Source organism: Aeromonas rivipollensis (assembly GCF_010974825.1).
Lineage (GTDB): Bacteria > Pseudomonadota > Gammaproteobacteria > Enterobacterales > Aeromonadaceae > Aeromonas > Aeromonas rivipollensis.
On record NZ_JAAILA010000022.1, the window covers coordinates 42,378 to 69,331 of the forward strand.

The 26,954-nt window shown below is 62.5% G+C and carries 22 protein-coding genes; 6 read left to right on the top strand and 16 right to left on the bottom strand.

Features of this window, described 5'->3' with window-relative positions; genetic code table 11:
* Positions 1–48: 48 nt before the first annotated feature.
* The 3 genes from G4923_RS13680 to G4923_RS13690 form a co-directional block, all read right to left on the bottom strand.
* The gene (locus G4923_RS13680) at positions 49–630 is read right to left on the bottom strand and encodes an ANTAR domain-containing response regulator (RefSeq protein WP_163137396.1); all 582 of its coding nucleotides are present in this window, start codon (positions 628–630) and stop codon (positions 49–51) included.
* Positions 631–755: 125 nt separating this feature from the next.
* On the bottom strand, positions 756–1,514 hold the full coding sequence (cobA, locus tag G4923_RS13685; protein WP_163137397.1) for a uroporphyrinogen-III C-methyltransferase: 759 nt from the start codon (positions 1,512–1,514) through the stop codon (positions 756–758).
* A gap of 29 nt (positions 1,515–1,543) precedes the next feature.
* Complete coding sequence (locus tag G4923_RS13690; protein WP_163137398.1) at positions 1,544–4,168, bottom strand: nitrate reductase; 2,625 nt, start codon at positions 4,166–4,168, stop codon at positions 1,544–1,546.
* Positions 4,169–4,483: 315 nt separating this feature from the next.
* Between G4923_RS13690 and G4923_RS13695 the strand changes: the two genes are divergently transcribed.
* Positions 4,484–4,987 (top strand): RNA methyltransferase, encoded by a 504-nt coding sequence (locus G4923_RS13695; RefSeq protein ID WP_163137399.1) that lies wholly within the window; start codon positions 4,484–4,486, stop codon positions 4,985–4,987.
* A gap of 39 nt (positions 4,988–5,026) precedes the next feature.
* Here G4923_RS13695 and G4923_RS13700 read toward each other — a convergent pair whose 3' ends face one another.
* Positions 5,027–5,779 carry a type 2 periplasmic-binding domain-containing protein gene (locus tag G4923_RS13700; protein WP_163137400.1) on the bottom strand — a complete coding sequence of 251 codons (753 nt, stop codon included), beginning with the start codon at positions 5,777–5,779 and terminating at the stop codon, positions 5,027–5,029.
* Between the two features lie 195 nt (positions 5,780–5,974).
* Here G4923_RS13700 and G4923_RS13705 point away from each other — a divergent pair, with 195 nt between their 5' ends.
* Positions 5,975–6,406, top strand: a complete 432-nt coding sequence (locus tag G4923_RS13705) for a universal stress protein (protein ID WP_025325966.1) — start codon at positions 5,975–5,977, stop codon at positions 6,404–6,406.
* Between the two features lie 57 nt (positions 6,407–6,463).
* Here G4923_RS13705 and G4923_RS13710 read toward each other — a convergent pair whose 3' ends face one another.
* The 6 genes from G4923_RS13710 to gpt form a co-directional block, all read right to left on the bottom strand.
* Positions 6,464–7,099 (bottom strand): murein L,D-transpeptidase catalytic domain family protein, encoded by a 636-nt coding sequence (locus G4923_RS13710; protein ID WP_025325965.1) that lies wholly within the window; start codon positions 7,097–7,099, stop codon positions 6,464–6,466.
* 150 nt (positions 7,100–7,249) lie between these two features.
* The gene (locus G4923_RS13715) at positions 7,250–8,503 is read right to left on the bottom strand and encodes a glutamate-5-semialdehyde dehydrogenase (protein WP_163137401.1); all 1,254 of its coding nucleotides are present in this window, start codon (positions 8,501–8,503) and stop codon (positions 7,250–7,252) included.
* A gap of 118 nt (positions 8,504–8,621) precedes the next feature.
* Positions 8,622–9,725: a glutamate 5-kinase gene (gene proB / locus G4923_RS13720; protein ID WP_106887690.1), complete on the bottom strand. Its 1,104-nt coding sequence runs from the start codon at positions 9,723–9,725 to the stop codon at positions 8,622–8,624.
* A 132-nt stretch (positions 9,726–9,857) separates the two neighbouring features.
* On the bottom strand, positions 9,858–10,250 hold the full coding sequence (gene crl / locus G4923_RS13725; protein ID WP_106887691.1) for a sigma factor-binding protein Crl: 393 nt from the start codon (positions 10,248–10,250) through the stop codon (positions 9,858–9,860).
* Between the two features lie 62 nt (positions 10,251–10,312).
* Complete coding sequence (frsA, locus tag G4923_RS13730) at positions 10,313–11,581, bottom strand: esterase FrsA (protein WP_163137402.1); 1,269 nt, start codon at positions 11,579–11,581, stop codon at positions 10,313–10,315.
* 173 nt (positions 11,582–11,754) lie between these two features.
* Positions 11,755–12,222 carry a xanthine phosphoribosyltransferase gene (gene gpt, locus G4923_RS13735; protein ID WP_025325960.1) on the bottom strand — a complete coding sequence of 156 codons (468 nt, stop codon included), beginning with the start codon at positions 12,220–12,222 and terminating at the stop codon, positions 11,755–11,757.
* Positions 12,223–13,159: 937 nt separating this feature from the next.
* Here gpt and G4923_RS13740 point away from each other — a divergent pair.
* On the top strand, positions 13,160–14,611 hold the full coding sequence (locus G4923_RS13740; RefSeq protein ID WP_163137403.1) for a beta-Ala-His dipeptidase: 1,452 nt from the start codon (positions 13,160–13,162) through the stop codon (positions 14,609–14,611).
* A gap of 616 nt (positions 14,612–15,227) precedes the next feature.
* Here G4923_RS13740 and G4923_RS13745 read toward each other — a convergent pair.
* The 6 genes from G4923_RS13745 to G4923_RS13770 form a co-directional block, all read right to left on the bottom strand.
* Positions 15,228–16,229 carry an ABC transporter ATP-binding protein gene (locus tag G4923_RS13745; protein WP_163137404.1) on the bottom strand — a complete coding sequence of 334 codons (1,002 nt, stop codon included), beginning with the start codon at positions 16,227–16,229 and terminating at the stop codon, positions 15,228–15,230.
* Positions 16,230–16,323: 94 nt separating this feature from the next.
* Positions 16,324–17,382, bottom strand: a complete 1,059-nt coding sequence (locus G4923_RS13750; protein ID WP_163137405.1) for an ABC transporter ATP-binding protein — start codon at positions 17,380–17,382, stop codon at positions 16,324–16,326.
* A 13-nt stretch (positions 17,383–17,395) separates the two neighbouring features.
* Positions 17,396–19,213, bottom strand: coding sequence for an extracellular solute-binding protein (locus G4923_RS13755; RefSeq protein WP_163137406.1), 1,818 nt, complete (start codon positions 19,211–19,213; stop codon positions 17,396–17,398).
* Between the two features lie 82 nt (positions 19,214–19,295).
* Positions 19,296–20,339 (bottom strand): ABC transporter permease, encoded by a 1,044-nt coding sequence (locus tag G4923_RS13760; RefSeq protein ID WP_162520032.1) that lies wholly within the window; start codon positions 20,337–20,339, stop codon positions 19,296–19,298.
* Between the two features lie 2 nt (positions 20,340–20,341).
* Positions 20,342–21,367 (bottom strand): ABC transporter permease subunit, encoded by a 1,026-nt coding sequence (locus G4923_RS13765; protein ID WP_025325954.1) that lies wholly within the window; start codon positions 21,365–21,367, stop codon positions 20,342–20,344.
* 358 nt (positions 21,368–21,725) lie between these two features.
* Positions 21,726–21,995 (bottom strand): hypothetical protein, encoded by a 270-nt coding sequence (locus G4923_RS13770; RefSeq protein WP_163137407.1) that lies wholly within the window; start codon positions 21,993–21,995, stop codon positions 21,726–21,728.
* 111 nt (positions 21,996–22,106) lie between these two features.
* Here G4923_RS13770 and G4923_RS13775 point away from each other — a divergent pair, with 111 nt between their 5' ends.
* The 3 genes from G4923_RS13775 to G4923_RS13785 all read left to right on the top strand — a co-directional run bounded on the left by G4923_RS13775 (position 22,107) and on the right by G4923_RS13785 (position 26,951).
* The gene (locus G4923_RS13775; protein ID WP_163137408.1) at positions 22,107–24,713 is read left to right on the top strand and encodes a TonB-dependent receptor plug domain-containing protein; all 2,607 of its coding nucleotides are present in this window, start codon (positions 22,107–22,109) and stop codon (positions 24,711–24,713) included.
* Positions 24,714–24,816: 103 nt separating this feature from the next.
* Entirely contained in the window at positions 24,817–25,581 is a 765-nt protein-coding gene (locus tag G4923_RS13780; protein ID WP_106887697.1) for a DUF3450 domain-containing protein, read from the top strand.
* Entirely contained in the window at positions 25,578–26,951 is a 1,374-nt protein-coding gene (locus G4923_RS13785; protein WP_163137409.1) for a MotA/TolQ/ExbB proton channel family protein, read from the top strand. Before G4923_RS13780 ends, G4923_RS13785 begins: the two co-directional genes overlap by 4 nt.
* The last annotated feature ends 3 nt before the right edge of the window (positions 26,952–26,954 follow it).

Consider the following 26,954-nt stretch of genomic DNA (forward strand, 5'->3'; position numbering starts at 1 on the left):
TGCCTCAATTAGGCGCAATTGCACCAAAACGGTTTGCCAGCGGGGCGCTCAGGCGGGCAGTGCCTGCAGCAGTTGCCGCGCCAGCTCCCCCAGGCTCAGGTGCCGGCTCATGGCGGTGCTGCGCATCAGGCGGTAGGCCTGCTCCTCGTCCAGCCCCTGATGGCGCATCAGACGCCCCTTGGCCTGCTCGACGAGCCGCCGCTCCTCCAGCTTCTGGCGCAGCTCGCTCTCGGTCTGCATCAGGGCCTGCACCATGGCCAGCTGGCTGCGGGCGAGCCGCAGCCACTGCTCCACCGGCTCACGCTCGCCACAAGGGTGGGGCACCAGCAGCACCCCCTGCTGCAACAGGGCGAGCTGGGTGTCGCCCCCGAGCCGCTCGCAGAACAGCAGGCGCGGCAAGCAGGGCCAGAGGGAGAGACCGAGGCGCACCTCGGCGCCGAACTGGCGGCAACTGACCAGCAGGGCATCCCCCTGATCCATAGGGGTCAGCAACTGACGGGTGTCGAGTATCCTCGGCTGATGGCCGTAGTGGCTCACCAGCAGGGCCAGGCGGTTCGCCTGACCCGGATCATCGGCGTGGATCAGCAGGCGGGAGGGGGGGCCATCCTGGCCCCGGGGAAGAGTAGTCATGGCGCTCCTTGCCAACGGCTATCGCAACGTGTCTGCTGAACATGCCGCAACATGAAGGCCAACTATTTGAATCTACCTCCTTTTTATCTATCCAGAGGTAGTGGGGGTAGAGGGGAAACCCCGGCTCAGGCCACCCGCTCCATGGTCTGGTTCAGCAGGGCCTGCAGCTCGGCGCCCAGGTTCACCACCTCCCCCATGATCATCAGCACAGGGCTCTGGCCGAGCAGGGCCCGGGCGGCCAGCTCCAGCCCCTCCAGCCGGGCGTGATGGACCTGCTGGCGCGCACTGCACCCGGCCACCACCAGGGCCACCGGCAGATCCCCGGATGCCCCTGCCGCCAGCAGCCCCTGCCGGATCTGGGCCGCCCGCTCCAGCCCCATGTAGAACACCAGGGTGTGGCCGGCCCGGGTCAGCCCCTGCCAGCCTCTATAGTCCCCCTCGTCCATCAGGTGGCCCGTCACCAGGGTCAGGGAGCGGGCCAGCCCCCTATGAGTCAGGGGGATCAGGGTGCTGGCGGCGCAGCCCAGGGCCGCCGTGATGCCGGGCACCAGCTCGGCCTCTATGCCGTGGCGGGCCAGGTGCAGCGCCTCCTCCCCGCCCCGGCCGAACACCAGGGGATCCCCCCCCTTGAGGCGCACCACCCGCTTGCCGGTGCGTGCCAGGGCCAGCAGCAGGGCATTGATCTCCTCCTGGCTCGGGCTCGGCTCGCCGCAGCGCTTGCCCACGTCGAAGCGGGCCGCCCCCTGGGGGATCCGGGCCAGGATCTCGCTCCCCACCAGACGGTCATAGACCACCACCTCCGCCGCCTCTATGCGGTGCAGGGCGCGCAGGGTCAACAATTCGAGGGGCCCGGGGCCCGCTCCCACCAGACTGATTTGGCTCATCGCACACTCCTTGTGTTGCTGCCCAGGCCTCAGGCTTGGGCGATATAGACATGCTTGATCAACAGCTTGTCGATCTCGGGCAGACAGGTACCGCAGTTGCTGCCGCAGCCGAGCAGAGCCTGCAGCCCCGCCAGCTCGCTCACCCCCTGCCGGGTGATGGCATCGACGATGCGCTGCTCCGACACCCGCAGGCAGGAGCAGACCAGCCGGCTCTCCCCGGCCAGGGCCAGGCTCAGGGTCTGGCTCAGGGCCCCCGCCTGCAGCGGCGTGCCGAGCAGGCTGGCCAGCAGGTCAACCTTGATGTCAGGGCGCCGCTCCCCCACCAGCAAGATGCCCTCGATGCGATCTCCGGCCAGGGTCAGGGCGAGCCAGCCCTCTTTCAGGGGGAGCCGCAGCCAGTGCCCCTCTGCCCCCAGCCGCTGCCACAGCCCCTGGGTGCTGTCGGACCATGAGGCCAGCAGGGTGCAGTTGCCCTCGGGCAGGGGGCGCCTGGCCCACCAGTCCACCGGCTCGCGCCAGTCATGGCGACCGCACCAGAGCCCCTGCCAGCGGGTGGCCTGCGCCCTGGCCTGCACCCGCCCCTGCTTGAACATGGGCTGGCCCGAGAGGGGATCCACCACGGCGGCGATGAGGCGGTTGACCGCCCCCTGGCTGCACTGACTGTCGGTCCAGTGCATGGGCAGGAAGGCCTCCCCCTCCCTGAGCCCCTCGTCCAGCCCGACCAGCAGCAGGGCCTCCCCGAGCTCGTTGTAGAGGCGCACCAGATCCCCCTCCCTGGCGCCGAGCGCCAGCAGGCTGGCGGCCCCCACCCGCACCCTGGGCCAGGGCTCGGCCTCCTGCAACCTGGGCACGTGACCTGTGCGGGTCATGGTGTGCCACTGATCCCGCAGCCGCCCGCTGTTGAGGAGCAGGGAGAGATCCTCCCCTTGGGGGGCGGCCTTCGGCTGGGGGGGGAAGTGCTGGGCCAGGGGCAGCAGGCGGGCCCGGCCATCCGGGGTGGCGAAGCGCCCGTCCTCGAACAATCGGGCTCGCCCCTTTGGCCAGTCGCCGTTGACGGGCCAGCTCAGGGGGGCGAGCGCCTCGAACTCGGCGCGGCTAAGATCCGCCAGCCCCGAGATGTCGAACTGGCGGGCCCCTTCGTTCTCGAAGCCGGAGAGGGCGGCGTGTTCACAGAAGATCTCGTGCTCGTGCCCATAGGCGAACCCCTCGCCAAAGCCGAGCCGGCGGGCGAGCTGGGTCAGGGCCCACCAGTCGGGCCTTGCCTCCCCCGGCAGGGGCAGGAAGGCGCGCTGGCGGCTGATGGTGCGCTCGGAGTTGGTGACGGTTCCGCTCTTCTCCCCCCAGGCGGCGGCGGGCAGCAGCAGGTGGGCGAGGCGCGCCGTGTCGGTATTGGCCGTCACCTCGGAGACCACCAGCAGCTCGCAGCGGCTCAGGGCTTCGCGCACCCGGTTGCCGTCCGGCAGGGAGACAGCCGGGTTGGTGCCGAGCACCCAGAGGGCGCGGATCTCCCCCCTGTGCACCGCCTCGAACAAGGCCACCGCCTTGTGCCCAGGCCCGCGCACCATGGTCGGGCTTCCCCAGAAGCGCTGCACCCTATCGCACTCCTCCTCGCCAAAGCCCATGTGGGCGGCGAGCTGGGTCGCAAGTCCCCCTACCTCGCGCCCCCCCATGGCGTTGGGTTGCCCCGTCATGGAGAAGGGGGCCGCCCCCGGCTTGCCGATGCGGCCGCACAGCAAGTGGGCGTTGATGATGGCGTTGGCCTTGTCCACCCCCTGGTTGGACTGGTTTATTCCCTGGCAGAACAGGGTGACAGTCCTGGGGGTGCGGGCAAACAGCTGGTAGAAACCGAGCAGATCGCTGCGGGATAGACCACAGCTGCGGGCCACCTCGTCCAATTGCCAGGCCGGATCGTCCAGCGCCGCCGCCAGCGCCTCGAAGCCGCTCACATGCTGCGCCACATAGGCCTTGTCCCAGCCGTCGCTGTCGAGCAGATAACGGCACAGGCCGTTCCACAGCGCCACATCGCTGCCGGGCTTGAGGGCCAGATGCAGATCCCCCTGCTCCGCCGTCATGGTGCGGCGGGGATCCAGTACCACCAGCCTGAGCTCGGGGCGCCGCGCCCGCGCCTGCTGCAGGCGGCGAAACAGCACGGGGTGGGTCCAGGCGGTATTGGCACCGGTCAGCACCACCAGATCCGCCAGCTCCAGATCCTCGTAGCAGGCGGGCACCAGATCCTCCCCGAAGGCCCGCTGATGGGCCACCACAGCCGACGACATGCAGAGCCGGGAGTTGGTGTCCACGTTGGCGCTACCCAGATACCCCTTCATCAGCTTGTTGGCGACGTAGTAATCCTCTGTGGTGAGCTGGCCCGACAGGTAGATGCCGATGGCTTGCGGCCCAGACTCCGTCAGGATGGCGGCAAGGCGATCCGCCAGGGTATCCAAAGCCTCTTCCCAGCCGATGCGCTGCCCCATCCAGCGCGGATAGAGCAGGCGATCGGGGAAGGCCAGGCTCTCCAGCAGGCTGGCCCCCTTGACGCACAGAGCGCCCGCGTTGGCCGGATGCTCTTCATCCCCCTGCAGTTGCCAGCTCTCCCCCTCCCGGCTCAACCGGATACCACACCCCACTCCACAATAGGCACAGGTGGTCTTCATTCCCTCGCTCCTTGTCGCCGGCGGCCCCCGGGGGCCGCCTCCTTGTCCTGTTTGATGACGGGCCCATAAAAAAGCGTCCGCCCCCCTGCGGGGACGGACGCCTTTGTCCGGATGAGCCTAAATCATCTTGTATGGGGAAGTGACTGCAAAGCCCGCGCCAGGATGCAAGGTGCGCCGCCATTGGGCGCCAGGGCGCAGGGCTGCGCCAGGGCGGTGCAACTGCTCCCTTGTTGGGCCCGCCGGGCGGGAGTCGGCACCACAGGCTGGGCAAGGGGCCCACCGGGGGTATAATGCGCCGCCACAGAGGAGAACGAGATGAAAGAGTCAGGTTACGGCGCCGCACAGCGGGTCGATGCGCGGCCGGATGCGGCCCCCGAGTATTGCGCCATCGGGCTGGTCAACCCCAAGTCACCGGAGAACGTCGGGGCCGTGATGCGGGCCGCCGGTTGCTACGGGGCAGAAGAGGTCTACTACACGGGTCAACGCTTCGAGCTGGCGCGGCGTTTTGCCACCGACACCAAGCAGATGGTGGAGAAGATCCCCCTGCTCGGGGTCGAGGATCTGCTGGCCTTCGTCCCCGAGGGCTGCACCCCTGTGCTGGTGGATCTCATCGAGGGAGCCACCTCGCTGCCGGACTACGAGCATCCCGAGCGGGCCTTCTACATCTTCGGCCCTGAGGATGGCACCCTGGAGCCCGCCCGTTTCGCGGCGGTCAAGGAGGTTGTCTACGTGCCGACGAATGGCTGCATGAACCTGGCCGCCTCGGTCAACGTGATCCTCTACGATCGGCTGGCCAAGAAGCTAAGGGCTGAAGGCTGAAGGCTGAAGGTGAGCCTGGTGGCCGGACAGCAGGCCGCCTCAATCCTGTGATGGCGCCTCCCTGCGCACCCTCGCCTCCTGCTCCCTGATAAAGTCCAGGTAGTCGTCGTAGAGCCGGTTTTCCCGATAGATCCGTGCCAGTGTCCCCTCCCTTATCAGGGTGCGCATGCCGGGATCCCAGAGCCCGTGCAGCTGCCTGCCCTTCTCGTTATCGGCGAAGATGGGGTAGGTCGGGATCCAGCGCAGGAACACCTGCGCCAGCTCGGGCGGGAGGGCATCCTTGGGGTAGAGGGCGCCGTCGGTCAGGTAGTAGCGGTAGCGCCCCTTGAGCAGCAATTGCAGCGCCATCTCATGGCTGTCTATCTCGTACCAGCGCATCGGCAGCGGGATGAACTTGTCGAAGGCCCAGCCCCGCAGCCAGAGCACCTCCTGCTCCTTCAGGCTGTGCTCGCCGGCCCAATGTGGCAACCAGCGACGCTGCATCACCACGCTCACGTAATCCGCCGAGTCGGGGTAATCGGGCTGATGAGCGCCCTTCACCTCCCCCCGATAGACCCCCATCGCCATGTCCCCCGCCTTCTGCGACACCACCGCCAGCGCCCGCTTGTAAGGCACCAGGTGCAGGCGCACCACATAGCCCTCGGGCTCATAGATGGCGCGCACTATGTCCAGATAGACACCTTCGCCATCCTTCTGGCAGAAACCGGGCCAGTCATCGCAATAGACATGCAGGGTATCGGCCCGCACGGGCCCGATGAGCAGCAGGCAGCAGAACAGAAAAAGACGAACCATGGGTTTCCTCGGTGGTATGACCGTCGGCAGGCACTCACCGCCAGACGGCCCGTTCAGGCATACAGATAGCATAGAAAGCCAGCCTGCCCTGTTACATTTTTCCCGATTTTGCGAGCGGGTCGAGGGTTATTGCCCCCTCGATCGGTATCATGGATCATAAGATTCATTAGTGACCTAACTGAGGGGAGCCTTCTCATGCCAACCATCAAATCCCTGCTCTGTCCCGTCGATTTTTCCGAGATGTCCAAGGCCGTGCTCGACTACGCCGTCTTCATGGCCCAGAGCCATCAGGCCGAGCTCAAGTTGGTCCACGTGGTGGATCAGCTGCACGGTTTCGACAGCTACAAGATCCTGCACATGACCGCCATCGAGATCACCCATGAGATGGAGCGTCAGGCCAAGAGCCAGCTCAAGGAGCTGGTCGCCAGCCTGCCCATCCCGGCCAAGTTCGAGGTGCGCTTCGGCCGCGCCGCCGACGAGATAGTGATCCAGGCGAAGGAAGACAAGGTGGATCTGCTGGTCATGGGCAGCCACGGTCGCTCCGGCATCAGCCACCTGCTGGTGGGCAGCGTGGCGGAATCCGTGGTACGCCACGCCCCCTGCCCCGTGCTGGTGGTGCGCAAGTAACCCCAACCCCCGACCGGAAGGCCAGCATATGCTGGCCTTTTTGCTCTCTATGCCCCCTCAACCATGGGCATAGATGACGCTGCCCCCCTTGATGGTGTCTATGATGGCCCTGGACTGCTCTCGTGGCAGGGCCGGGCAACCCCAGCTGCGACCCAGCTTGTCATATTTTTGCAAATGCCTCGGGCTCGCATAGTCAGCCCCGTGCACGACGATGGCGCGCTTGCGGGCATTGCTGTTCTTGCCAGGGCTAAGGCCGTCCAGGCGCAGGGAGTAGCCGTGCTTGCCCTGATAGGTCTCGGCGGTGCGATAGACCCCGAGGGAGCTCTGGCGGGAGTTGAGCTGGTTGGAAAACTGGCGCGCGGCCAGCTCCCCCGAATTGCGACCGTGGCTGACCCAGGTGTGGTAGAGCAGCTTGTGACGCTTCACGTCGATGACGAAGAGGCGGCGCATGGTCGAGGGTTTGCTGTAGTCGATGATGGTGAGTATGGGTTTGCGCTTGTGGCGCACATCTTGATAGCCCTGCAGGGCCTTGCGGAATACCTGCTTGTCCAGCTTGCCCGCCAGACCCAGCTGGCGATAGAGATCCTGATCCCAGCTGGCGTGGCCCTGGCTGCTGAAGCAGAGCGCACCCAGCAGCAGCGGCAACCCCAGCCAGAGGCTGGCCAGCCGCGACATCCAATACTGTCGCTTCATCCTTGAAGTCGCTCCCCTTCCTGAACTGGCGCTCTGAATGACGCAATGTCTCGCTGGATAGTTATATGCAAGCCACTGATAGCGCGCAATAAAAAACCACAAAAATGCCGACCTGAGTCGGCATTGACGGCAATATGTTGACGACCTTGCTCAGGCACGGATCAGATAGTCCGCCTGACCGACCCACTTGTAGCTGGTCAGCTCGGTCAGCCCCATGGGGCCCCGGGCGTGCAGCATCTGGGTAGAGACAGCGACTTCCGCCCCCAGGCCAAACTGGCCACCGTCGGTGAAGCGGGTGGAGGCGTTGACGTAGACAGCCGCCGAGCCGGCGCCGTTGACGAAGCGCTCCGCATTGGCCAGATCGTTGGTCAGGATGGCATCGGAGTGGCCGGCATTGTGCTCGCGCATGTGGGCCAGCGCCTCGTTGACGTCAGCCACCAGCTTGACCCCCAGGGTCAGCCCCAGCCATTCGGTGTCGAAATCTTCCGCTCCCGCTTCGCACAGGTTGTCGGCCCCGGCCAGCAGTGGCATAGCGTTGGCGGCGCCCACCAGGGTCACCTTGCGCTCGTTCATCAGGGAGACCAGCTGCGGCAGGAAGCGGGCGGCGATCTGCGCGTGGACCAGCAAGGTATCGAGGGCGTTGCAGGCGGAGGGGCGCTGCACCTTGGCGTTGTCGATGACCGCCAGGGAACGCTCCAGATCGGCGCTCTCGTCCACAAAGATGTGGCTGATGCCAAAGCCGCCGATGATGACGGGGATGGAGCTGTTCTCCTTGCACATCTTGTGCAGCCCGGCACCGCCGCGGGGGATGATCATGTCCACATAACGGTCGAGGCGCAGCAGCTCACCCACCAGGGCCCGGTCCGGGTTGTCGATGTACTGGACAGCCTCGGCCGGCAGACCGGAGGCTGCCAGCGCGCTCTGGATCACCCGCACCAGCTCCAGATTGGAGTGGAAGGTCTCGCGGCCACCGCGCAAGATGCTGGCGTTACCGGTCTTGAGGCAGAGGCTGGCGATGTCGATGGTGACGTTGGGACGCGCCTCGTAGATGACGCCTATGACCCCGATGGGCACCCGGCGACGGGAGAGGCGCAGGCCATTCTCCAGCACCCGGCTGTCGATCTCGGCGCCGACCGGATCATCCAGGGAGATCACCTTGCGCACGTCCGCCACTATGCCGGCGAGTCGGGCGGGGTTGAGCAGCAGGCGATCCAGCATGGCTTCCGACAAGCCAGCGTCGCGGCCAGCCGCTATATCCTTCTCGTTGGCAGCCAGGATCTGCGCACTGTGCGCCTCCAGTTCATCGGCGATAGCGGCCAGCGCCCGGTTTTTCTGCGCCGTGCTGATGGTCGCCAGCTGATAGGCGGCCTCGCGGGCCGCCTGCCCCATTTTCTCCAGACTCATAACGTCATCCTTTTTCTCTTTCATAGGTGTCGCTCATAGCAGCACCATGTCGTCTCTGTGGATGGCCCATGATCCCATAGCCGTAGCCGTAGCGGCAGGGTTTATCGGGGCCGACTGCTCACAGCAGCACCATATCGTCTCTGTGGATAGCAACGGCGCCATAGCCGTAACCCAGCACGGCCTCTATCTGATCCGAGTGTAGGCCCCGCAGCTTCTCAAGCTCCAGATGATCGTAACGGCAGATGCCGCGGGCCAGCTCGCTCCCCTGAGGGCCCAGGATCCGCACCACGTCGCCACGGACGAAGTCTCCCTTGACCGCGACTATGCCCTTGGGCAGCAGGCTGGAGCCCTTCTCCTGCATGGCGGCCACGGCCCCCTGATCCACCTGGACTTCCCCATGGGGGGGCGGCCCTGCCAGGATCCAGCTCTTGCGCCCTTCCAGCGGCGAGGCCAGGGCCGGGAACAGGGTCCCCACCCGCTCGCCGGCGGCGAGGCGACCTATCACTTCCGGGATCTGGCCAGTGGCGATCACCACATTGACCCCGGCGCGGCGTGCCACGTCGGCGGCCTGCAGCTTGGTGGCCATGCCGCCGGTCCCGAGGCCGCTGACGCTGTCACCAGCGAGGGATCGCAGGGTGTCGTCTATGGTCTGCACCTCTTCGATGAGCTGGGCATCCGGGTTGGTGCGGGGATCCGCGGTAAAGAGCCCCTTCTGATCGGTGAGCAGGATCAGCAGATCCGCATCGGCCAGGATGGCGGCGCGGGCGGAGAGGTTGTCGTTGTCCCCCACCTTGATCTCGGCGGTGGCCACGGCGTCGTTCTCGTTGATGACGGGGATGATGCGGTGATCGAGCAGGGTGCGCAGGGTGTCGCGGGCATTGAGGTAACGCTCCCTGTCCTCCAGATCGGCGCGGGTCAGCAACATCTGGCCGATGTGCAGCCCGTAGAGGTTGAACAGGTCCTGCCATACCCGGATGAGCTGGGTCTGGCCCACCGCCGCCAGCATCTGCTTGTTGGGCAGGGTCGGCGCCAGCGGAGGGTGCCCCAGGTGCTCACGTCCGGCGGCAATGGCGCCGGAGGTCACCAGAACGACACGGTGTCCGTGTCGATGCAGGGCGGCACATTGCCTGACCAGCTCCACCATGTGGGCACGGTTGAGACGGGCAGATCCCCCGGTGAGCACGCTGGTGCCCAATTTGACGACTATGGTTCTGTTTTCCATGGGAACAAAGGGTTAGAAAAGTAAGGAATCCCTTTATACCCACGGCCCTGTTACCCTGCAAGGCAATTAAGCCTCACAGCTGTCATGGCAAAGAAGGAGGCCCTGCGGATATGACCGCAGGGCCCGGGCGGATCAGGCCGCCGTCACGTTCAGCTCGGCGGTGACCTGCTTGGCGGGAGACAAGGTGCACTCCAGCAGGGTCAGCTTGGCGCTGATGAGCTTGTAGAAGTGGTTGAGGGTACGCTCGACCTCTGCCTGATGCTTCTTGGGCAGCGGCTTGTTGATCCACTCCCCGTCCGCATTGTAGAAGCCGACCTGATAGTGATAGCTGAAGCTGTGGTCCTCCTGCTCCAGCACCAGCCACCAGCCCCAGAACTCCCGCTTGTCCGGCGCCGGTTTGGCGCTGACGCAGACGGAAAGGCAGTCGAAGCGGTAGCGTCCCTCTTCGCACAGATCCTCGCGCAGATAGGGGCCAATGGCCGCGAATTGCCGCAGCAATCGCTTGTAGGTCACTCTTTCTGACATGCTAACCTCCCTGTTGAACAAGCCATACCATCACATGATGATGTTACATTTTTAGTTCTATATCATGTACATAAGTGCTTTTTTAGCCAATCTACCGTCTCTTTGAGCGCCTCGTCATACACCTCCAGCAGAGGCTGTTTGTCGAACACCACCGCCTTGCCATTGCGGCTGGCGGAGGCCAGGGCCCGGACATCCTGCTCGGGACAAATGAAGTCACGCTTGTGGCCAATGCTCAGGATGGGCACAGAGGTGCGGCTCCCCAGCAACCCCTGGGTCTTGAGGGAGAAGACCTGGCACTTGGTGCGCAGCAGATCCCACTGGGCGGCATCGGCCCCCAGGCGGTTCGCCAGCCCGTCTCGCATCATGCGCGGACAGCGGGCAAACATCTCCTGATTGGTAAACACCTGATTGATGCCGGCCCCGATGCAGACCACAGTCCTGAGCTTGAAGGGCTCGATGAAGGCGAGGCGCGCCGCCACATTGCCGGCGAGGCGGAACCCCACCATGGCGATGCGCTGATGATCGACCCAGGCCACCTCGGAGAGGTGGTTGAGCACCGCCTGGTGCAGGCGACTGGTGTCCTGCACCAGGGGCCAGTGCTCCGCATAGCCGGTTCCCGGCATGTCCAGCGATAGCATGCCGATGCCGTGGGGCTCGAGGCACTTGAAGTAGAAGTTGAGGAAGTCGACCTGGAGGGCGTCTATGCCACCGCTGACGATGACCAGGGGCACAGGCCTGTCGGTGGTGGGCAGGTGCAGATAGCCTTGAATGGTCTTGCCCCGGAACGGGACCTGCAGCTCCTTGAGGGGCACCTTGAACAACCTGCCTGCCTCGCGGTAGGCCATGTTGCAGAGCAACTGGGCCTGATCTGCCAGCTCGTCATTCTTGAGGTGGGGATAGCTCGCGATGGAGTAGTAGCGCACCGCCTTGAGCAGATTCTTCAACGCCCCGGCACTGTCGCCCTGGCTGACCAGCTCGCGCCCGGCATTGAAATAGCGGCCAGCCAGCTGGCTCCACTCATAGACCCAGTTGCCGGGCACATAACCTTTGATGGTATCCAGATAGCGCTCGTGGCTGCGCTCTCCCTGACCCATGGCGATGCGGGCAAGAGTCTGCTCCACTTCCACCGGATCCGCACCCTGCCAGGCCCAGGTCGGCCGGCGCAGCAGGCGGTACCAATGGGGCGACAGGGCGCCGTCGATGAAGCTCTCGGCCAGGGAGCTGTCCTGCTCATCGACCGGGCTGGAGTTGGATATTTCGGAGGTTTCCAATACCTGTTTGACCCGGGTGAACAGCTTTTCCGTCAGGTTGGTATCGTCGTTTGGTTCCAAGATGGTGACTCTTCTGTCTCAAACAATGGTCCATCTTAACCACTTTTCACCGCGGGCAGCCACATCATAAACGCATAAGGCCCCAAACAGGGGCCCTATGAAACCATCTTGCCATCAGCGCGAGCAAACCTCCCCCACCAAAGTCAGGGGCGGGGCGCCAAGGCTGGGGGCGATTACTCTTCGTCGCAGATCGGGTTGGCAAACTCCAGCGCCATGTCCCAGGGCTGCTCAATCCAGGTGTCCTGCGGGATGGCGACCTCGAAGTCATCCAGCAATTGCTCACCCATGGGCTTGGCGAAGATGGCGATGAACTTGGCCTTGGGATAGAGCTCGCGGATCGCCTTGGCGGTAGTTCCTGTGTCCACCAGATCTTCCACTACCAGCCAGCCTTCACCGTCACCGGCTGTGGTGGCGGCCTTGACGACCACCAGCTCACGCTGGCTGTTGTGGTCATAGCTGGAGATGCAGAGGGTTTCGACGTTGCGAATGCCAAGTTCACGGGCCATCAGGGCAGCAGGCACCAGGCCACCACGGCTGACCGCGATGATCCCTTTCCACTGGCTGACGGGCAGTTGACGACGGGCCAGACGGCGCGCTTCACGTTGCAGGTTATCCCACGATACATAGAACTTTTTTGGCATGCTATCGATCTCAACGAGTTATAAAGGCAATCACTAAGACGTAAGGGTCCCGGCAGACACACGGGATCCGGTAAATTCTGGCCCCCGTTTCCTGAATTTTGCTTGCACTTTTGCGGCCTCAGGAATGAACCCTCGGCAGCAAAAAGCAGATGCATTGAAAGCAGGACGGGCATGGCTGGCGGCCATCTCGATCTAGACCCAGACCTCAGGCCAGCTGTTGGGCCGGTATGATAGCACCCTTTGCAGATAAAATGACTGGCAAACGTATGCGAAAAACAGGAAAAGTCGGCCATCTCCTGCCCGTTTGGCCTCCCCTCGGGGCCCAGTCCTCATCAACAGGGTGCTCATTCGAAGAGCAAACCTCGAATTTCGGGTAAAAAAATAGCAGGGGGAGGATGGAACCCTCACACACCTGCTGCTTTTCTGCTTTCTCTGTCAGCCTGGCTGACTGCCCGTCTTAACGACGACCGGCGTAGGGGTTCGGATAGTTGAAACCCTGGGTATAGAGAGACTGGGCAAACCAATAGGTTGAATTGCTGCCTGACATAATGAACTCCTGATTGCTTAACAAGTTACGTACCTTTAATGCGGGTTCAGATCCTTGAACAGACACTCGGTTCCGTGGAGGCGCACTTGCTTTGCTTCGGTTCCCTGGAGGCATTCATTGTCGTCCTGACAAGTGGTTGACCCACGGCGGCTAATTTACCACCCGGCGGCGAAAAGACAATATTTTTGTGATATGCGTCACGAATTTCATCTTCTGCTGGTAACCATGGGCAAGGCAGTCATGTTCGCCATTCAGGCTCCCTTTATCAGCACAAGCAGACCGCAATTTGCGCAGATCGCTCACATTTTTGTGTGATTGACTGTATTATCGTTACCCTCTTCTGCGGCCCACTGGGCCCTGTCCATTTCCGTGCTGGTAAGGAGTCCCGACGTGGCACAGCTTAGTTCTCTGTCTCCCAAGTTGATTTGGCAATTCTTCGAGCAGATCTGCTCCATTCCCCACCCCTCCAAGCACGAGGCCAAATTGAGCGCCTGGATAGTGCAGTGGGCCCAGGGGGAAGGCCTGGCGGTCAAACAAGACGCCGTGGGCAACATCATCATCAAGAAGCCGGCCACCCCGGGCATGGAAAACCGCAAGGCCGTGGTGCTGCAGGCCCACATCGACATGGTGCCCCAGGCCAATGCCGACACCCGGCACGACTTCACCCAGGATCCCATCGATGCCTACATCGACGGTGAATGGGTCACCGCCCGTGGCACCACCCTGGGAGCCGACAACGGCATGGGCATGGCAGGCTGTCTGGCCGTGCTGGCCGACAAGACCATCAAGCACGGCCCGCTGGAAGTGCTGCTGACCACGGACGAAGAGACCGGCATGACAGGCGCCTTCGGCCTGGAAGCGGGCTGGCTGGAGGGCGAGATCCTGCTCAACACCGACTCCGAAGAGGATGGCGAAGTCTACATGGGCTGCGCCGGCGGGGTGGATGCCAATATCCGCTTCCCGCTGGAGCAGGTTGTCGCCACCCAGGGTGAAGGTTTCGAGCTGCAGGTGAAGGGGCTGCGTGGCGGTCACTCCGGGGTCGACATCCACCGCGGTCGTGGCAACGCCAACAAGCTGCTGGTGCGCCTGCTCAAGGCCGCCGAGCCGCTGGGGGTGCGTCTGGCCGAGATAAGCGGCGGTACCCTGCGCAACGCCATCCCCCGCGAAGCCCGCGCCACCCTGCTGGTGCCCACCGCCAGCGTCAGCGAGTTCAAAGCCCTGGTTGACCGCTACGCCGGCATCTATCAGAGCGAGCTGGCAGCCACCGAAGCCAACCTGACAGTGCTGCTCACCGCTCAGGAAAAACCGGCCAAGCTGATGAGCGAATCCCTCCAGACCCGCCTGCTGGACGCCCTGATGGCCTGCCCCAACGGCGTCATCCGCATGAGCGATGCCATCCCGGGCGTCACCGAGACCTCCACCAACCTCGGCGTCATCAAGACCCTCGAGGGTGAGGTCTATGTGCAGTGCCTGATCCGCTCCCTCATCGACTCGGGTCGCGAGAGCGTCGAGCAGATGACCCGTTCCCTGTTCAGCCTGGCGGGCGCCAGCTGTGAATTCACCGGTGCCTACCCTGGCTGGGCACCGAACGTGGACTCCCCCGTGATGGCGCTGGTACGCAACAGCTACCAGACCCTGTTCGGCGAGATGCCGAACGTCATGGTGATCCACGCCGGTCTCGAGTGCGGTCTGTTCAAGAGCGCCTACCCGGATTGGGACATGGTCTCCTTCGGCCCGACCATTCGCGGTGCCCACTCACCGGACGAGAGGGTTCATATCCCGGCGGTCGAACGCTTCTGGCAGCTGCTGGTCCACGTGCTGGAACAGATCCCGGCCAAGTAAGCACGGGCCTCCCGAGCCACTCCATGCCCCGCCCAGTGCGGGGCATGTCATTGGGGCTGTGCCCCTCCTTTCTCTGCGTTGACCCCTTCACTGCCCCTGCCGATCCCCCTTGAAATCGTATCCATAAGCAACCCTGGATTTGAAAACCTTTTCCATGATTTATGTAAATTTACAACACAATAAGTTGATCGAGATCACAAAAGCCTCTAGCATCAAATTGTGACCAAGGTCACAGGAAACAATAATCAACAGAGCGAAGAGGTAAGACTATGTTTGAGAACCTGGCAGTGCTGTTCCACCTGAAGGGTGCATCCAGCAAGAAAGGCACACAAGAGAAAGACACTTATGCGCCTTCGACTCGCAACTACTACTTCCGCTATGGCGCCTGATGTCGCCCGCCCGGAAGTAGAAATTAGTAACGTAATAAAACTACAAAATAACTCAGCAATTCACACCACAGCCACCCCCTCGGGGCGCTGTCCTGCCCGGGCCAGATGTTCCACGGCCAAACCTGAACTCCAACCATGAAGATGGGGCCCACAGGCCCCATTTTTTTATTGCTCGTCCCCGACGCCACCTTGCTGCGATACCGGCCCTGGCGAAGCGGATGCCGGCATCAGACCGCCTTTCCCAGCGGCGCCGCCTCCACCACGGACAAGGGGAAGTGGCAGGCCACCTGATGGGCCTCTGTGCCACAGGGCTCCAGACTCGGCGAGGTGCCTCGGCACAACTCTGTGGCATAGGGGCAGCGCTGATGGAAATGGCAGCCGCTCGGCGGCGAGATGGGTGAGGGGACGTCCCCGGTCAGCAGGATGCGCTGGTTGCGCCTGCGGGGATCCGGCACCGGGATCGCCGAGATGAGCGCCTGGGTATAGGGGTGGCGCGGGCTCAGGTAGAGTTGCTGGGCCTCGGCCAGCTCGACGATCCTTCCCAAGTACATGACCGCAATCCTGTCCGAGATGTGTTTGACCACAGAGAGATCGTGGGCGATGAAGATGATGGCCAGATTCATCTCCCGCTGCAGGGTGAGCAGCAGGTTCACTATCTGGGACTGCACCGAGACGTCCAGCGCCGACACCGCCTCGTCGCACACCAGCAGTTTGGGCTTGAGGGCGATGGCGCGGGCTATGCCGATGCGCTGGCGCTGGCCGCCGGAAAACTCGTGAGGATAGCGATCCACCGCACTCTTGGGCAGTCCCACCTTGTCCAGCAGCTCCAGCACCCAGCCGCGTCGTTGCGCTGTGCTGCCTTTACCGTGGATGATGAAGGGCTCTTCCAGGATCTGGCCCACTGTGTGGCGACCGTTGAGGGATTCTGCAGGATCCTGAAAGACTATCTGCATCTCCTGGCGCAGGGATCGCATCTCCCCGGGTGACAACCGGGTGATGTCGCGCCCCTCGAAGCTTATCTGCCCCGCCGTGGGTTCAAACAGCTTGAGCAGGGAGCGCCCCAGGGTGGACTTGCCGCAGCCGGACTCCCCCACCAGCCCCAGCGTCTCCCCCTGCTTGAGATCGAAGCTGATGCCATCCACCGCATAGACGGTGTAGGGCTTGCGCAAAAAGCCGCCACCCATCTTGAAGTGCTGCTTCAAGTCTCTGACCGACAACAAGGTGCTCATCGCCGCCGCTCCTGTCCATCCAGGTAAAGAGCCGACATAGCCCCTTCCCGATTGCTGAGGTGCTGCTTCAACTCCCGTACCGACAACAAGATGCTCATATGCTCAACTCCTTCCAGTGGTGGCAGGCCACAGCGTGGCGCTCGCTCAGCTGCTCTGTCACCGGTATGGTGCCCACGCAGATCTCGGTGGCGTGGGGACAACGGTTGGAGAAGCGGCAGCCCGCCGGCATCTCGTGCAGGGCGGGCACCTGGCCCTTGATGGTCTTGAGCAGGCTCTTGGGCACGTCTTCGAGGCGCGGGATCGAGGCCATCAGACCATGAGTATAGGGATGGCGCGGGTGGTCAAACAGCTCGAAGATGTCGGCCCGCTCCACGGCGCGGCCCGCATACATCACCACTACCTCGTCGCACAGCTCCGCCACCACCCCGAGATCGTGGGTGATGAAGATGATGGCCATGCCGGTCTGGGCCTGCAGCGCCTTCATCAGATCCAGGATCTGGGCCTGGATGGTGACATCCAGCGCAGTGGTCGGCTCGTCGCAGATGAGCAGATCCGGCTCGCAGGCAAGCGCCATGGCGATCATCACCCGCTGGCGCATGCCGCCGGAAAGGTTGTGGGGGTAGACGGCGAAGCGCTGGGCCGGCTCCGGGATCCCCACCTTCTGCAGCATGGCGATGGCGGCCTCCTTGCGCTGCGCCTTGCTGAAATCAGGCCTGTGCAGGCTGAACACCTCCATCAGCTGAGTCCCGACCGTCTGCACCGGATTGAGCGCCGTCATCGGCTCCTGGAAGATCATGGAGATGCGGTTGCCGCGCACCTTGTACATCTGATCCGGCGGCAGCGACAGCAGTTCCTCCCCCTGAAAGCGGATGGATCCCGCCACCACCTGACCGTGGGGCCTGGGCAGTAGCCCCATGATGGCCAGCGAGGTGACGCTCTTGCCGCAGCCGGATTCACCGACGATACCTAGGGTCTGGCCCGGGGCGACCTGGAAGCTGACCCCGTCGAGCACCTTGATCTTGCCGTCGTCGACCGCGAACTCCACCTCGAGATCCCGCACCTCCAGGATGGGGGCCCTGCCCTGACCGTTATCAGCGGTGAACTGCCCCCCATTGTCTCGGACGTCGAGGATGGGGGCTTGTGTCTCTGTCATCGCCTCCCCCTTCTCAATGATGCGCATAGGTCTTGTCGATCAGGGTGATGGGAGAGAGCGACTCACCCGCTTCCTTGGCGTTGCTGGTCTCTTCCTGCACCTTGGGATCGAGCCAGAGCAGGCCGCCACTGCTGTGGGGGTAGCCATCCATGGGCCAGTAGAGCAGATCCGGGGTGTTACGGGTGGCGGGCACCTCCGGCAGCATCACGTGGCGCCAGCTGCTGGCCCGCACGTAGTTGAGCTGCACCCCGGGCACGAAGATGGCGAGGTCATAGATGCGCTGCTGGATCTGGCGGGAGATCTCGGCCCGCTTGGTCATATCGAACTCGACGTTGTAGGCGTCGATCAGGGCGTCCAGCGCCTTGTCGGCCACGTTGAACAGGTTGTTGGTCTGGGGCTTGTTGGCGTTGGCCGAGTGGAACGACTCCCAATATTGCGGGTAGAGACCACCGCCACCCCAGCCGAGCCAAGCCGCCTCGTGTTTCTTCTCCAGCATCACCTTGAAGCCGGTGGCGCCATCCACCAGGTTGAGCTCCAGATCCAGACCCGCCTTCTTGGCCTCTTCTTTGAGCACGGTCAGCCGCTTGGAGTGCTCCTGGCTGGTGTAGGTGAGGGCCAGGGTCAGCCGCTCCCCCTTGTCGTTTTGCAGGATGCCGTCCGGCCCCGGTTTGTTGTAGCCCCCCTTGGCGAAATACTCCCGCGCCTTGGTGATGTCATAGGCCCGCTCCGGCAGCTTGATGTCGGTGAATTCGCCAAAGCCCGAGCCGAAGGTGGTGGCCCTGTCATAGTCGCCGTGCAGCACTGTCGCTATCATCTTGTCCAGGTTCATGGCGTGCTGAATGCCGAGGCGCACATTCACGTCCGCCAGCTTGGGGTTGGCCACATTGAGGTGCACCCCCTGCCCCCCTTGCTTGGTGTCTGTCATCGCCATCACCTTCTGCACATAGCCCTTCTTGTATTCCGGGGTCACGGCTTTTTCATGCCACCAGTTGGGCAGTATCATCTCGAAGGTATCTATCTCTCCCTTGAGGAAGTGGCGAAACGCTATGTTGTGATCCCGGATCACCTGCACCTTGATGCGGTCGATGTTGAATCTGTGCTGGTTGTAGCGATCCTGCTGGGCCCACCAATCCTTCTGCTTGCTGAAGGTGATGGACTTGCCCTTCTTCACCTCGCTCATCACATAGGGGCCAGTGGTCGGCACCACTGCCCAGTTGTACTGCTTCACCCAGTTCGGGCCCATCTTGTAGTAGTGCTTCGGCTGGGGCCACAGCTCCGTGGTGTTGAGGAGATCCAGCCTGGCCTTGCGGCTGCCCGCCTTCACCAGGATGGTGTGATCGTCAATCTTCTCCACCGCCACCACCTCTGTGGTGTAGTAGTTGTTGAACCAGGGCCCCTTGATGTCCTTGGAGCGCATCATCTCGTAGCCGAAGGTGTAGTCGTCGGCGGTGACGGGCTTGCCGTCAGACCATTTGGCGCGGGGATCCAGCTTGAAATAGACGGTCTGGCTGTCCGGTGCTATGGCCCAGGCGCTCGCCAGCGAGGGAATGGGATTGCCTGTATTGGGGTGGAAGCTGATGAGCCTCAGCTGGTTGTCCAGGATGAAGGAGCGGAACGAACCGTTGGAGTCAGGCCCCACGGTGCGAAACGTCAGCGGAAAGCTGTCGATGAAGAGGTTGAGGGTGCCACCGGGCAGTGCCTTGGGAGAGGCAAACACGGGGTCTGTGTCATTGGTCTCCCACTTGAGATCCGCGGGCAGGCTGGCGGCCCACACCCAGGATCCGTTCACCAGCACGAAGAGAGCACCTATCCATTTGATTTTATTGTTCATGTTTGACTTCCAGGTCATGCCCCTGCACCGGGGGCGTCTCAATTAAGGGTTGGATACCCAGGGCCCTGAGGCGCGCCCCGGGTCACTGATAACGGGTAAACTTGCGCGGATCGAACGCCTCGCGGATCGCCTCGCCGATGAAGGAGACCATGATCAGCACCAGGCTCACCGCCGCCACCACAGAGCTGACGATCCAGATCGCATCCAGGTTGTTGATCCCTTGCGAGAGCAGCTCCCCCCAGCTCGGGGTCGGCGGGGCCAGGCCGAAACCCAGGTAGTCCAGCGCCGTCAGGGTGGAGATATTCCCCACCACGGCGAAGGGGGCCAGGGTGACTATCATCATCAGGGTGTTGGGTAGTATGTGGTTGAAGATGATCCGTTTGGTGCTCGCCCCCTGCGCCCGCGCCGCCATCACATAGTCCCGCGCCCGCTCCTTGTAGGTGAGGGTGCGCATGTACCAGGTGATCCCCATCCAGCCGAACAGCACGTTGATCCCCACGAAGAGGCCGAAGTTCGGCTTGGCCAGCGACACCAGTATCATGATGACGTAGAGGAAGGGGACCTGGGACCAGATCTCGATAAAGCGCTGCAACACAAGGTCGAAGCGCCCGCCGAGAAAGCCCATCATGCAGCCTATGCTGACCCCGATGACATAGCTCGCCACCAGGGTGATGAAGGCAAAGCCGATGGCGATGCGAAAGCCGTAGACCAGGCGCGCCAGCACGTCGCGACCGCTGGTGTCGGTGCCGAGGAAGTGGCGCTCCGTGAGGCTGGGAGCATAGGGCGGGTAGGCCTCCTCCTTGAAATCCTGCTCATAGGGGTTCCAGGGCACCAGGGGCAGCAGCACCCAGTCCCCCTTCTCTTCCTGTGCAAATTTGCCCTTGAGCTGGCGGTAGTTGGTCTCGTACTCGTAATCGAGCCCGAACTGCTGGCCCGGGATCACGTCACCATAGGTGGGGAAGTAGAGCTCTCCCTGATAGCTCACCGCCAGCGCCCGGCTGTTGACCAGCAGCTCCGCCAGCAGGGAGATGACCACCAGGGCCGAGAAGATGACAAAGGAGTAGTAACCGCGCTTGATGGACTTGAAGCGCTTGAGTTTTTTCAGCGTTACCGGGTTCAGGTTCATGCTCAGTCTCCAAACCGTACGCGGGGATCAACCAAGGCAACGCAGATATCGGAGACGATATTGCCCACCAGCATCAGCATGGAGGTGATGGCCAGAATGCCCATGACGGTGGGGTAGTCCCGCTCGACGATGGCCTCGTAGCCGAGCAGACCTATGCCGTCGATGTTGAAGATGGTCTCGATGAGGAAAGAGCCACCGAAGAAGACGGTGAGCACGGACCCCAGGTGACTGGCGATGGGGATCAGGCTGTTGCGCATGGCGTGGTCGGTGACCGCCTTGCGAAACGGCAGCCCCTTGGCTACGGCGGTGCGCACGTAATCCGCCGACAGGTTCTCCATCAGGCTGTTCTTCATGGTCATGGTGAGGATGGCAAAATCCCCGATGGCATAGGCGATGAGCGGCAGCAGGGCGTGGGCGAAGAGGGTGCGGATCTGATCCCAGCTGCTCTCCATGGAATCGAACTCGTCCCCCGGGAAGCCCCCCATGGGCAGCCACTCCAGGTGGAAGGCGAAGACGGTGATGAGGAAGATCCCCACCACGTAGGCGGGTAGCGCATAGGCCATGTAGATGAGCATGGAGCTCAGGGAATCGAAGCGGCTGTTGTGCCTGAGGGCCTTGGCCACCCCGAGCGGGATGGAGACGGCGTAACTCAGCAGGAAGGTCGCCAGCCCGAAGAAGGCCGTCACCGGCAGTCGCTCCTTGATGAGATCCCACACCGGCTCGTAGTAGCGGGTCGACTCCCCGAGATCCAGCACCGCCAGCTTCTGCAGCCACTCCCAGTAGGCGATCAGCATGGGCTTGTCGAGACCGTAAAAGGCCTTGAGCTCCTCGATCTGCTCATCGGAGAGTGCCTGCGCCCCCTTGCTGCCGCTGGAGCGACCTGTCTCGTTCTGCGAGACCTGTGCCTGCAGCAACATGCGCTCGACCGGGCCGCCCGGCACGAAGCGGGTGATGGTGAAGACGAGCAGGGTGATACCGAGAAACGTCGGGATGATCAGAAGCATCCGACGTAAGAAATACGACAGCATGGTGGAACCTCGTCCTTGTTGTTCTTTTATGGTCAGTCACATCCGGTGACCGGCCTATGCTTCCTGGCATTACTCACTGAATTGACTGGTATTGGCAGACAATCCCGCTCGGCCACTGTAAAAGCTCTGCAACAAAAATCAAGTAGAACTAAGCCCATCGATCGTCAGTGAGGTCCGCAGCATAACTCACCGATGTTTTTTTCCAAAAAATCCAACTTCAATATAAAAAACTGCTACGCCTTCTCATTTAACTTGTTTTTAATTATTAAAAAATTAATTACACGACCGTTTGAAATTAAAAAAATACAAATAAAAACATATAGATAAAATCAAACACCCTCTCATCTCATTTTACCTATTAAAGAAGAGGGAAATATCCTCCGGCCTGAACCTGAACTGAAATCCCCCTAACACCGAAGATAGATTTAAATACTGCAAAAATGTCATTCCACGATACCGAGGTCATGGCGACAGGTGGTTTATCGATAAGTTCAAAACTAATCAATAAAATTGGGAAATACAAAGTTAACAACATATTTACATGAGCATCTGCATTCTTTACGGAATAAAACGCCAAAAAAATCACCCAAATCCTGCACAGTCTTCTAATTCCCCTTCCAGTCACCATCCTGGCCGCTCCATTTGACGTCAATCATCAAAGCTTGATAAGCCTTACGCACCGCTCCAACGAGGGCGGTAAGGGAAGCAAACAAAAAAACAATCAGGAAGGATACTAACGATGCTTAGGAAAAGCAGACTCTCTGCTGCCGTAGCGTTTGCCTTGGCGAGCGCGGCAGTTGTGGTCACCCCTGCCCTGGCCGAAGAGGGCCAGAACGTCGAAAAACTGCAAAAAATCAAGGTCACCGGCTCGCGGATCTCCCGGGTCGATGTGGAAGGCTCCACCCCTGTCGTCTCGGTGACCAAGGCAAAAATCGAGCAATCAGGTCAACAGACCGTCGCCGATTACCTCAAGCAGGCCTCCTACAACTCCTTCGGTGGCGTCTCCCCGGCCTCCGGCAGCTCCTTCCAGTCCCAATCCACCGTCGGCCTGCGCGGCCTGGGCTCGGAGCGCACCCTGGTCTTGCTGAACGGCAAGCGGGTCGCAGGCTCCCCCACCATGGGCGGCACCTCCATCAACCTCAACACCATCCCCATGGCCGCCGTTGAGCGGGTCGAAGTCAACCTGGACGGCGGTTCGGCCATCTATGGTTCCGACGCCATCGGCGGTGTCATCAACGTGGTGCTCAAAGAGGGCTATGAGGGCCTGACCTTCCAGGGACGTCTCGGTTCCCCGACCGAGCCGGGCGGCGATGAAGCCAGCGGCTCCGTCGTGGCGGGCGTCAACGGCGAGAAGGGCTCGCTGATGGCGGTCTACGAGCACGACAAGAAGGACGTCGTCTATGCCCGTGATCGCGACTATCTCGCCAAGCAGGGCAACGATGCCCCCAGCGCCTACGGCCGCAACGTGGAGGGGATCACCGGCCTCGACGCCAACGGGGATCCCATCTGGAAATACGGCCCCCTGGCCGGTGCCACCAATGCCGACGGCAGCTGCAAGGAGCCATTCATCGGCTTCGAGGGCGGCTGCAACTTCAACTACGGTCAGGTCGCGGCCACCACGGCCTCCCGCAGCCGTGACACCCTCTATGTGAACGGTCGCTACCACATCAACGACAATGTCGACTTCGTGCCGCAGATCATCGGCTCCCGGGTCGAGAGCTTCGGCCGCTTCGCCCCCGCCGCCGGCGCCTTCGCCATAGACCCGTCCAACCCGAACAACGCCCAGTTCTTCGCCGATAACGGGCTGGACGCCGCCGCCACCCAGGGTCTGGGTGAGGCCGCCTACGCCTACTACCGCTTCAGCAACGTCGGCCCCCGTGACAACTATGTCACCGACATGACCGGCAGCCTCAACCTCGGCTTCGAGGGCACTGTCACCACAGAATCCGTGGGCGACATGCAGTGGAACGCCGGTTACATGTACTCCAAGACCGACAACAAGGAGAACGGCACCGGTTACGTGCTGCAATCCGCCGCCCAGCAGGCCATCGCCGACGGCAAGTTTGTCGGGGGGGAGTTCGATCCCAAGAGCACTGCCGCCATGGCCGCCGACACCAGCCGCCGCTCCACCATGGACTTCTACCAGTGGTACGCCGGTGTCCAGTGGGACATGGGTGAGCTGCCGGCCGGTCCGGTCAGCTGGTATGCGGGCGCCGAGTACAACGACTGGGTCTATGCCGACAAGTACGATGCCCAGTCCGAGGCCGGCAACATCATAGGCTCCTCCGGCAACTCCTCCGGCGGGGTGCGCGACGTCACCGCCGCCTACATCGAGTCCCTGGTGCCCATCACGGATCAGATTGAGCTGAACCTGGCCGGTCGCTTCGATGACTACAGCGACTTCGGCAGCGCCTTCTCCCCCAAGGCGAGCCTGCGTTACCAGCCGCTGGACAACCTGATGCTGCGCACCTCCTGGTCCCGCTCCTTCCGAGCCCCCAGCCTGAGCGATCTCTACGCGGCTGATTCCTACTCGGCCGACTGGGCCAAGGACTATGTCTACTGCGAGGCCAACGGCATCTCGGCGGCGGACTGCCCGAACCGCCAGTACGACACCACCCGTACCTCCAACGAGGAGCTGAAGGAAGAGACGGCGGACACCTGGAACTTCGGGGTGGCCTACAGCCCGCTGGATGACCTTAACCTCTCCCTGGACTACTACACCATCAAGATCGAGGACGTGATCCAGCTGAACTCCCTGCAGTCCGTCATCTATGACGAGCTGAACAACGGGGGCTCCAGCAACATCACCCGCAACAGCCAGGGCAAGATCAGCGGTGCCATCGCCCCCATGGTCAACCTGGGGACCCTGAACACCAGCGGTCTGGATCTCAAGCTGGATTACCGCTACGACCTGACCTCCGCCACCATCCGCTATGACCTCGGCGGCACCTACATCCTTGAGTACAAGGAAGGCCTGTACGCCGGTGGCCCCGTCATCGACAAGATCGGCCAGAACGGTCTGCCGCAGATGCGCTTCAGCACCGGCGTGGGTGTCAACGTGCCCCAGTGGTGGAACATGGATAGCTACCTGAGCGCGAACTACATCGACTCCCAGAGCCAGGACTACATCGCCGACACAGGTGAGGAAGTGGGCCACATCGCGTCCCAGACCACCTGGAACCTGAACGTCGGCGTGGATGCCCCCTGGAACGGCAAGATCCAGGTCGGGGTGAAGAACATGTTCAACGCGGGTCCGTCCCTCGAGAGCGATGGCTTCACCTATGACGAGGAGCTCTACAGCATCGACGGTCGCATCTACTACCTCGACTACGCCCAGAAGTTCTGATCCACCAGGAAAGTGACGAGCCGGCCCCCTCGGGCCGGCTCTGCCCAAGGTTCCAAGGAAGTCACGGAGATAGGGTAATCCTATGAAAACAAGGACTATTACAATGAAGAAAGCGCTCCTCGGCAGCCTGGTTTCGGCTGCCCTGCTGACCAGCTTCAATCTGAGTGCCGCCTCTGCCGGTCAGGCAGTGGACGCTCAAGCCGCCACCGACAATGCCTCCAAAGTGTCCCAGCAGAAGATCGACAGCTACGCCGAGTCTGCCGAATCCGCCCTGGCCCAGTACAAGGCCGCCCTGCGTCAGGTCGACAGCCTGCGCACCTACAACGAGCAAGTGGGCAAGATGGTCGACTCCCAGAGTGCCGAGCTGGCCTCGATGCAGCGCCAGATAGCCCAGATCGATCAGACCAGCACCGAGGTGGTGCCCCTGATGCTCAAGATGATCGACTCCCTCGATCAGTTCGTCGCCCTGGACTTGCCGTTCCAGAAGGTCGAGCGGGAGGACCGCGTGGCGGCCCTGACCGACCTCATGAACCGGGCCGACGTCACCATCTCCGAGAAGTACCGCAAGATCCTCGAGGCCTACCAGATCGAGGAGGGCTTCAGCCGCACCATAGAGTCCTACAAGGCCAGCCTGGACAAGGACGGCGGCGAGAAGACCTACGAGTTCCTGCGGGTCGGCCGCATCGCCCTGCTCTACCAGTCCCCGGACGGCAACGAGACCGGCATGTGGAACAAGCAGACCCGCCAGTGGGAAGAGTTGCCCCAGGAGTATCGCAGCGCGGTTGAACAGGGCCTTCGCATCGCCAAGAAGCAGGCGCCTCCCGCCCTCATCAAGCTGCCGGTTCAAACTGCGGAGAAAGCATCATGAAAGGAATCAGACTCGCCATTGCCTCCCTGATAGCGGGAGCCACCCTGTTCACCCTGCCGGTGACCGCCGCCGAGAAGCCGGTGGATCTCAACGCCCTGCTCAATCAGGTCAAGGCCGCCAGCACCAGCGAATCCCAGCTCAACAAGGAGCGGGAGGCCCGCTTCCTGGCTGACAAGAATGAGCAAGGGGCCCTGCTCGCCAAGGCCAAGGCCGAGCTCGCCGCCGAAACCGCCAAGGGCGAGCAGCTCAAGGCCACCTTCGATGCCAACGACAAGCAGCTCACCGAACTGACCGAAACCCTGCGCCAGCGTTCCGGCAACATGGGCGAGATGTTCGGGGTACTGCGCCAGTTCGCCGGCGAGTTCAAGGGGATCTTCAACGCCTCCGCCCGCCGGGTCGAGCACCCCGAGCAGACGGCCCTGCTGACCCGCCTGGCGGAGAGCAAGGAGCTCCCCTCCAGCGACGATCTGACCGCCTTCTGGACCACCACCCTCGGCCGCATGGTGGACGGTGGCAAGGTGAGCCAGATCCCGGCGACCGTGGTCTACGGCGAGGGCAACCAGGCCGAGAAGACGGTGACCCAGATAGGCGAGTTCAACACCGTCTCCGAGGGCAAGTACCTCACCTTCGTGCCGGAGACCGGCAAGTTCGAGCAGCTCTCCCGTCAGCCGGACAACGCCGTGCTGGAGCCCATCGCCCAGTTTGAGCAGGGCAACAGCGCCGTCGAGCCCATCTTCATCGACCCGTCCCGCGGGGTGATCCTCTCCCTGCTGGTGCAGTCGCCGACCTTCAAGGAACGCGTCGATCAGGGGGGTGAGGTTGGCTACGTCATCATGGTACTCGGCGTGCTCGGTACCCTGCTGGCCATCTTCTGCGGCCTGCGCCTGTCGATGATAGGCAGCGCCATGCGCAAGCAGCTGAAATCCGATCAGATCGTCAAGGGCAATCCCATCGGCGAGATGCTGGGGGCCTATCAGTCCCACCGCGGTGACAACATAGAGGATCTGGAATCCAAGCTCGACGAGATAATCCTGCGCAACGTGCCCAAGTTCGAGAAGGGCATCAGCATCATCAAGCTGATCGCCTCTGTGGCGCCGCTGCTGGGCCTGCTGGGCACCGTAGTGGGGATGATAGCCACCTTCCAGGCCATCACATTGTTCGGCACCGGCGATCCCAAGCTGATGGCGGGCGGCATCTCCGAGGCCCTGGTCACCACCATGCAGGGTCTGGTGGTCGCGGTGCCCATGCTGTTCCTCTACACCATAGTGCAGACCCAGAGCCGTCGTCTCATCCAGGTCCTGGAAGAGCAGAGCGCCGGTTTCGTCGCCCGTTATCAGGAACGTCTGCACGCCGCCAAAGCCGCAGCCTAAGGA

What these genes read in the sequence shown, in the direction of transcription:
- G4923_RS13765 (WP_025325954.1), bottom strand. Translation starts at nt 21,367, where the DNA reads ATGCTGTCGTATTTCTTACGTCGGATGCTTCTGATCATCCCGACGTTT.
- G4923_RS13770 (WP_163137407.1), bottom strand. Translation starts at nt 21,995, where the DNA reads ATGGTGACTGGAAGGGGAATTAGAAGACTGTGCAGGATTTGGGTGATT.
- crl (WP_106887691.1), bottom strand. Translation starts at nt 10,250, where the DNA reads ATGTCAGAAAGAGTGACCTACAAGCGATTGCTGCGGCAATTCGCGGCC.
- G4923_RS13755 (WP_163137406.1), bottom strand. Translation starts at nt 19,213, where the DNA reads ATGAACAATAAAATCAAATGGATAGGTGCTCTCTTCGTGCTGGTGAAC.
- G4923_RS13690 (WP_163137398.1), bottom strand. Translation starts at nt 4,168, where the DNA reads ATGAAGACCACCTGTGCCTATTGTGGAGTGGGGTGTGGTATCCGGTTG.
- G4923_RS13745 (WP_163137404.1), bottom strand. Translation starts at nt 16,229, where the DNA reads ATGAGCACCTTGTTGTCGGTCAGAGACTTGAAGCAGCACTTCAAGATG.
- G4923_RS13785 (WP_163137409.1), top strand. Translation starts at nt 25,578, where the DNA reads ATGAAAGGAATCAGACTCGCCATTGCCTCCCTGATAGCGGGAGCCACC.
- G4923_RS13760 (WP_162520032.1), bottom strand. Translation starts at nt 20,339, where the DNA reads ATGAACCTGAACCCGGTAACGCTGAAAAAACTCAAGCGCTTCAAGTCC.
- G4923_RS13780 (WP_106887697.1), top strand. Translation starts at nt 24,817, where the DNA reads ATGAAGAAAGCGCTCCTCGGCAGCCTGGTTTCGGCTGCCCTGCTGACC.
- G4923_RS13710 (WP_025325965.1), bottom strand. Translation starts at nt 7,099, where the DNA reads ATGAAGCGACAGTATTGGATGTCGCGGCTGGCCAGCCTCTGGCTGGGG.
- G4923_RS13700 (WP_163137400.1), bottom strand. Translation starts at nt 5,779, where the DNA reads ATGGTTCGTCTTTTTCTGTTCTGCTGCCTGCTGCTCATCGGGCCCGTG.
- proB (WP_106887690.1), bottom strand. Translation starts at nt 9,725, where the DNA reads ATGGAAAACAGAACCATAGTCGTCAAATTGGGCACCAGCGTGCTCACC.
- cobA (WP_163137397.1), bottom strand. Translation starts at nt 1,514, where the DNA reads ATGAGCCAAATCAGTCTGGTGGGAGCGGGCCCCGGGCCCCTCGAATTG.
- G4923_RS13715 (WP_163137401.1), bottom strand. Translation starts at nt 8,503, where the DNA reads ATGAGTCTGGAGAAAATGGGGCAGGCGGCCCGCGAGGCCGCCTATCAG.
- G4923_RS13695 (WP_163137399.1), top strand. Translation starts at nt 4,484, where the DNA reads ATGAAAGAGTCAGGTTACGGCGCCGCACAGCGGGTCGATGCGCGGCCG.
- G4923_RS13750 (WP_163137405.1), bottom strand. Translation starts at nt 17,382, where the DNA reads ATGACAGAGACACAAGCCCCCATCCTCGACGTCCGAGACAATGGGGGG.
- G4923_RS13775 (WP_163137408.1), top strand. Translation starts at nt 22,107, where the DNA reads ATGCTTAGGAAAAGCAGACTCTCTGCTGCCGTAGCGTTTGCCTTGGCG.
- G4923_RS13705 (WP_025325966.1), top strand. Translation starts at nt 5,975, where the DNA reads ATGCCAACCATCAAATCCCTGCTCTGTCCCGTCGATTTTTCCGAGATG.
- gpt (WP_025325960.1), bottom strand. Translation starts at nt 12,222, where the DNA reads ATGCCAAAAAAGTTCTATGTATCGTGGGATAACCTGCAACGTGAAGCG.
- G4923_RS13680 (WP_163137396.1), bottom strand. Translation starts at nt 630, where the DNA reads ATGACTACTCTTCCCCGGGGCCAGGATGGCCCCCCCTCCCGCCTGCTG.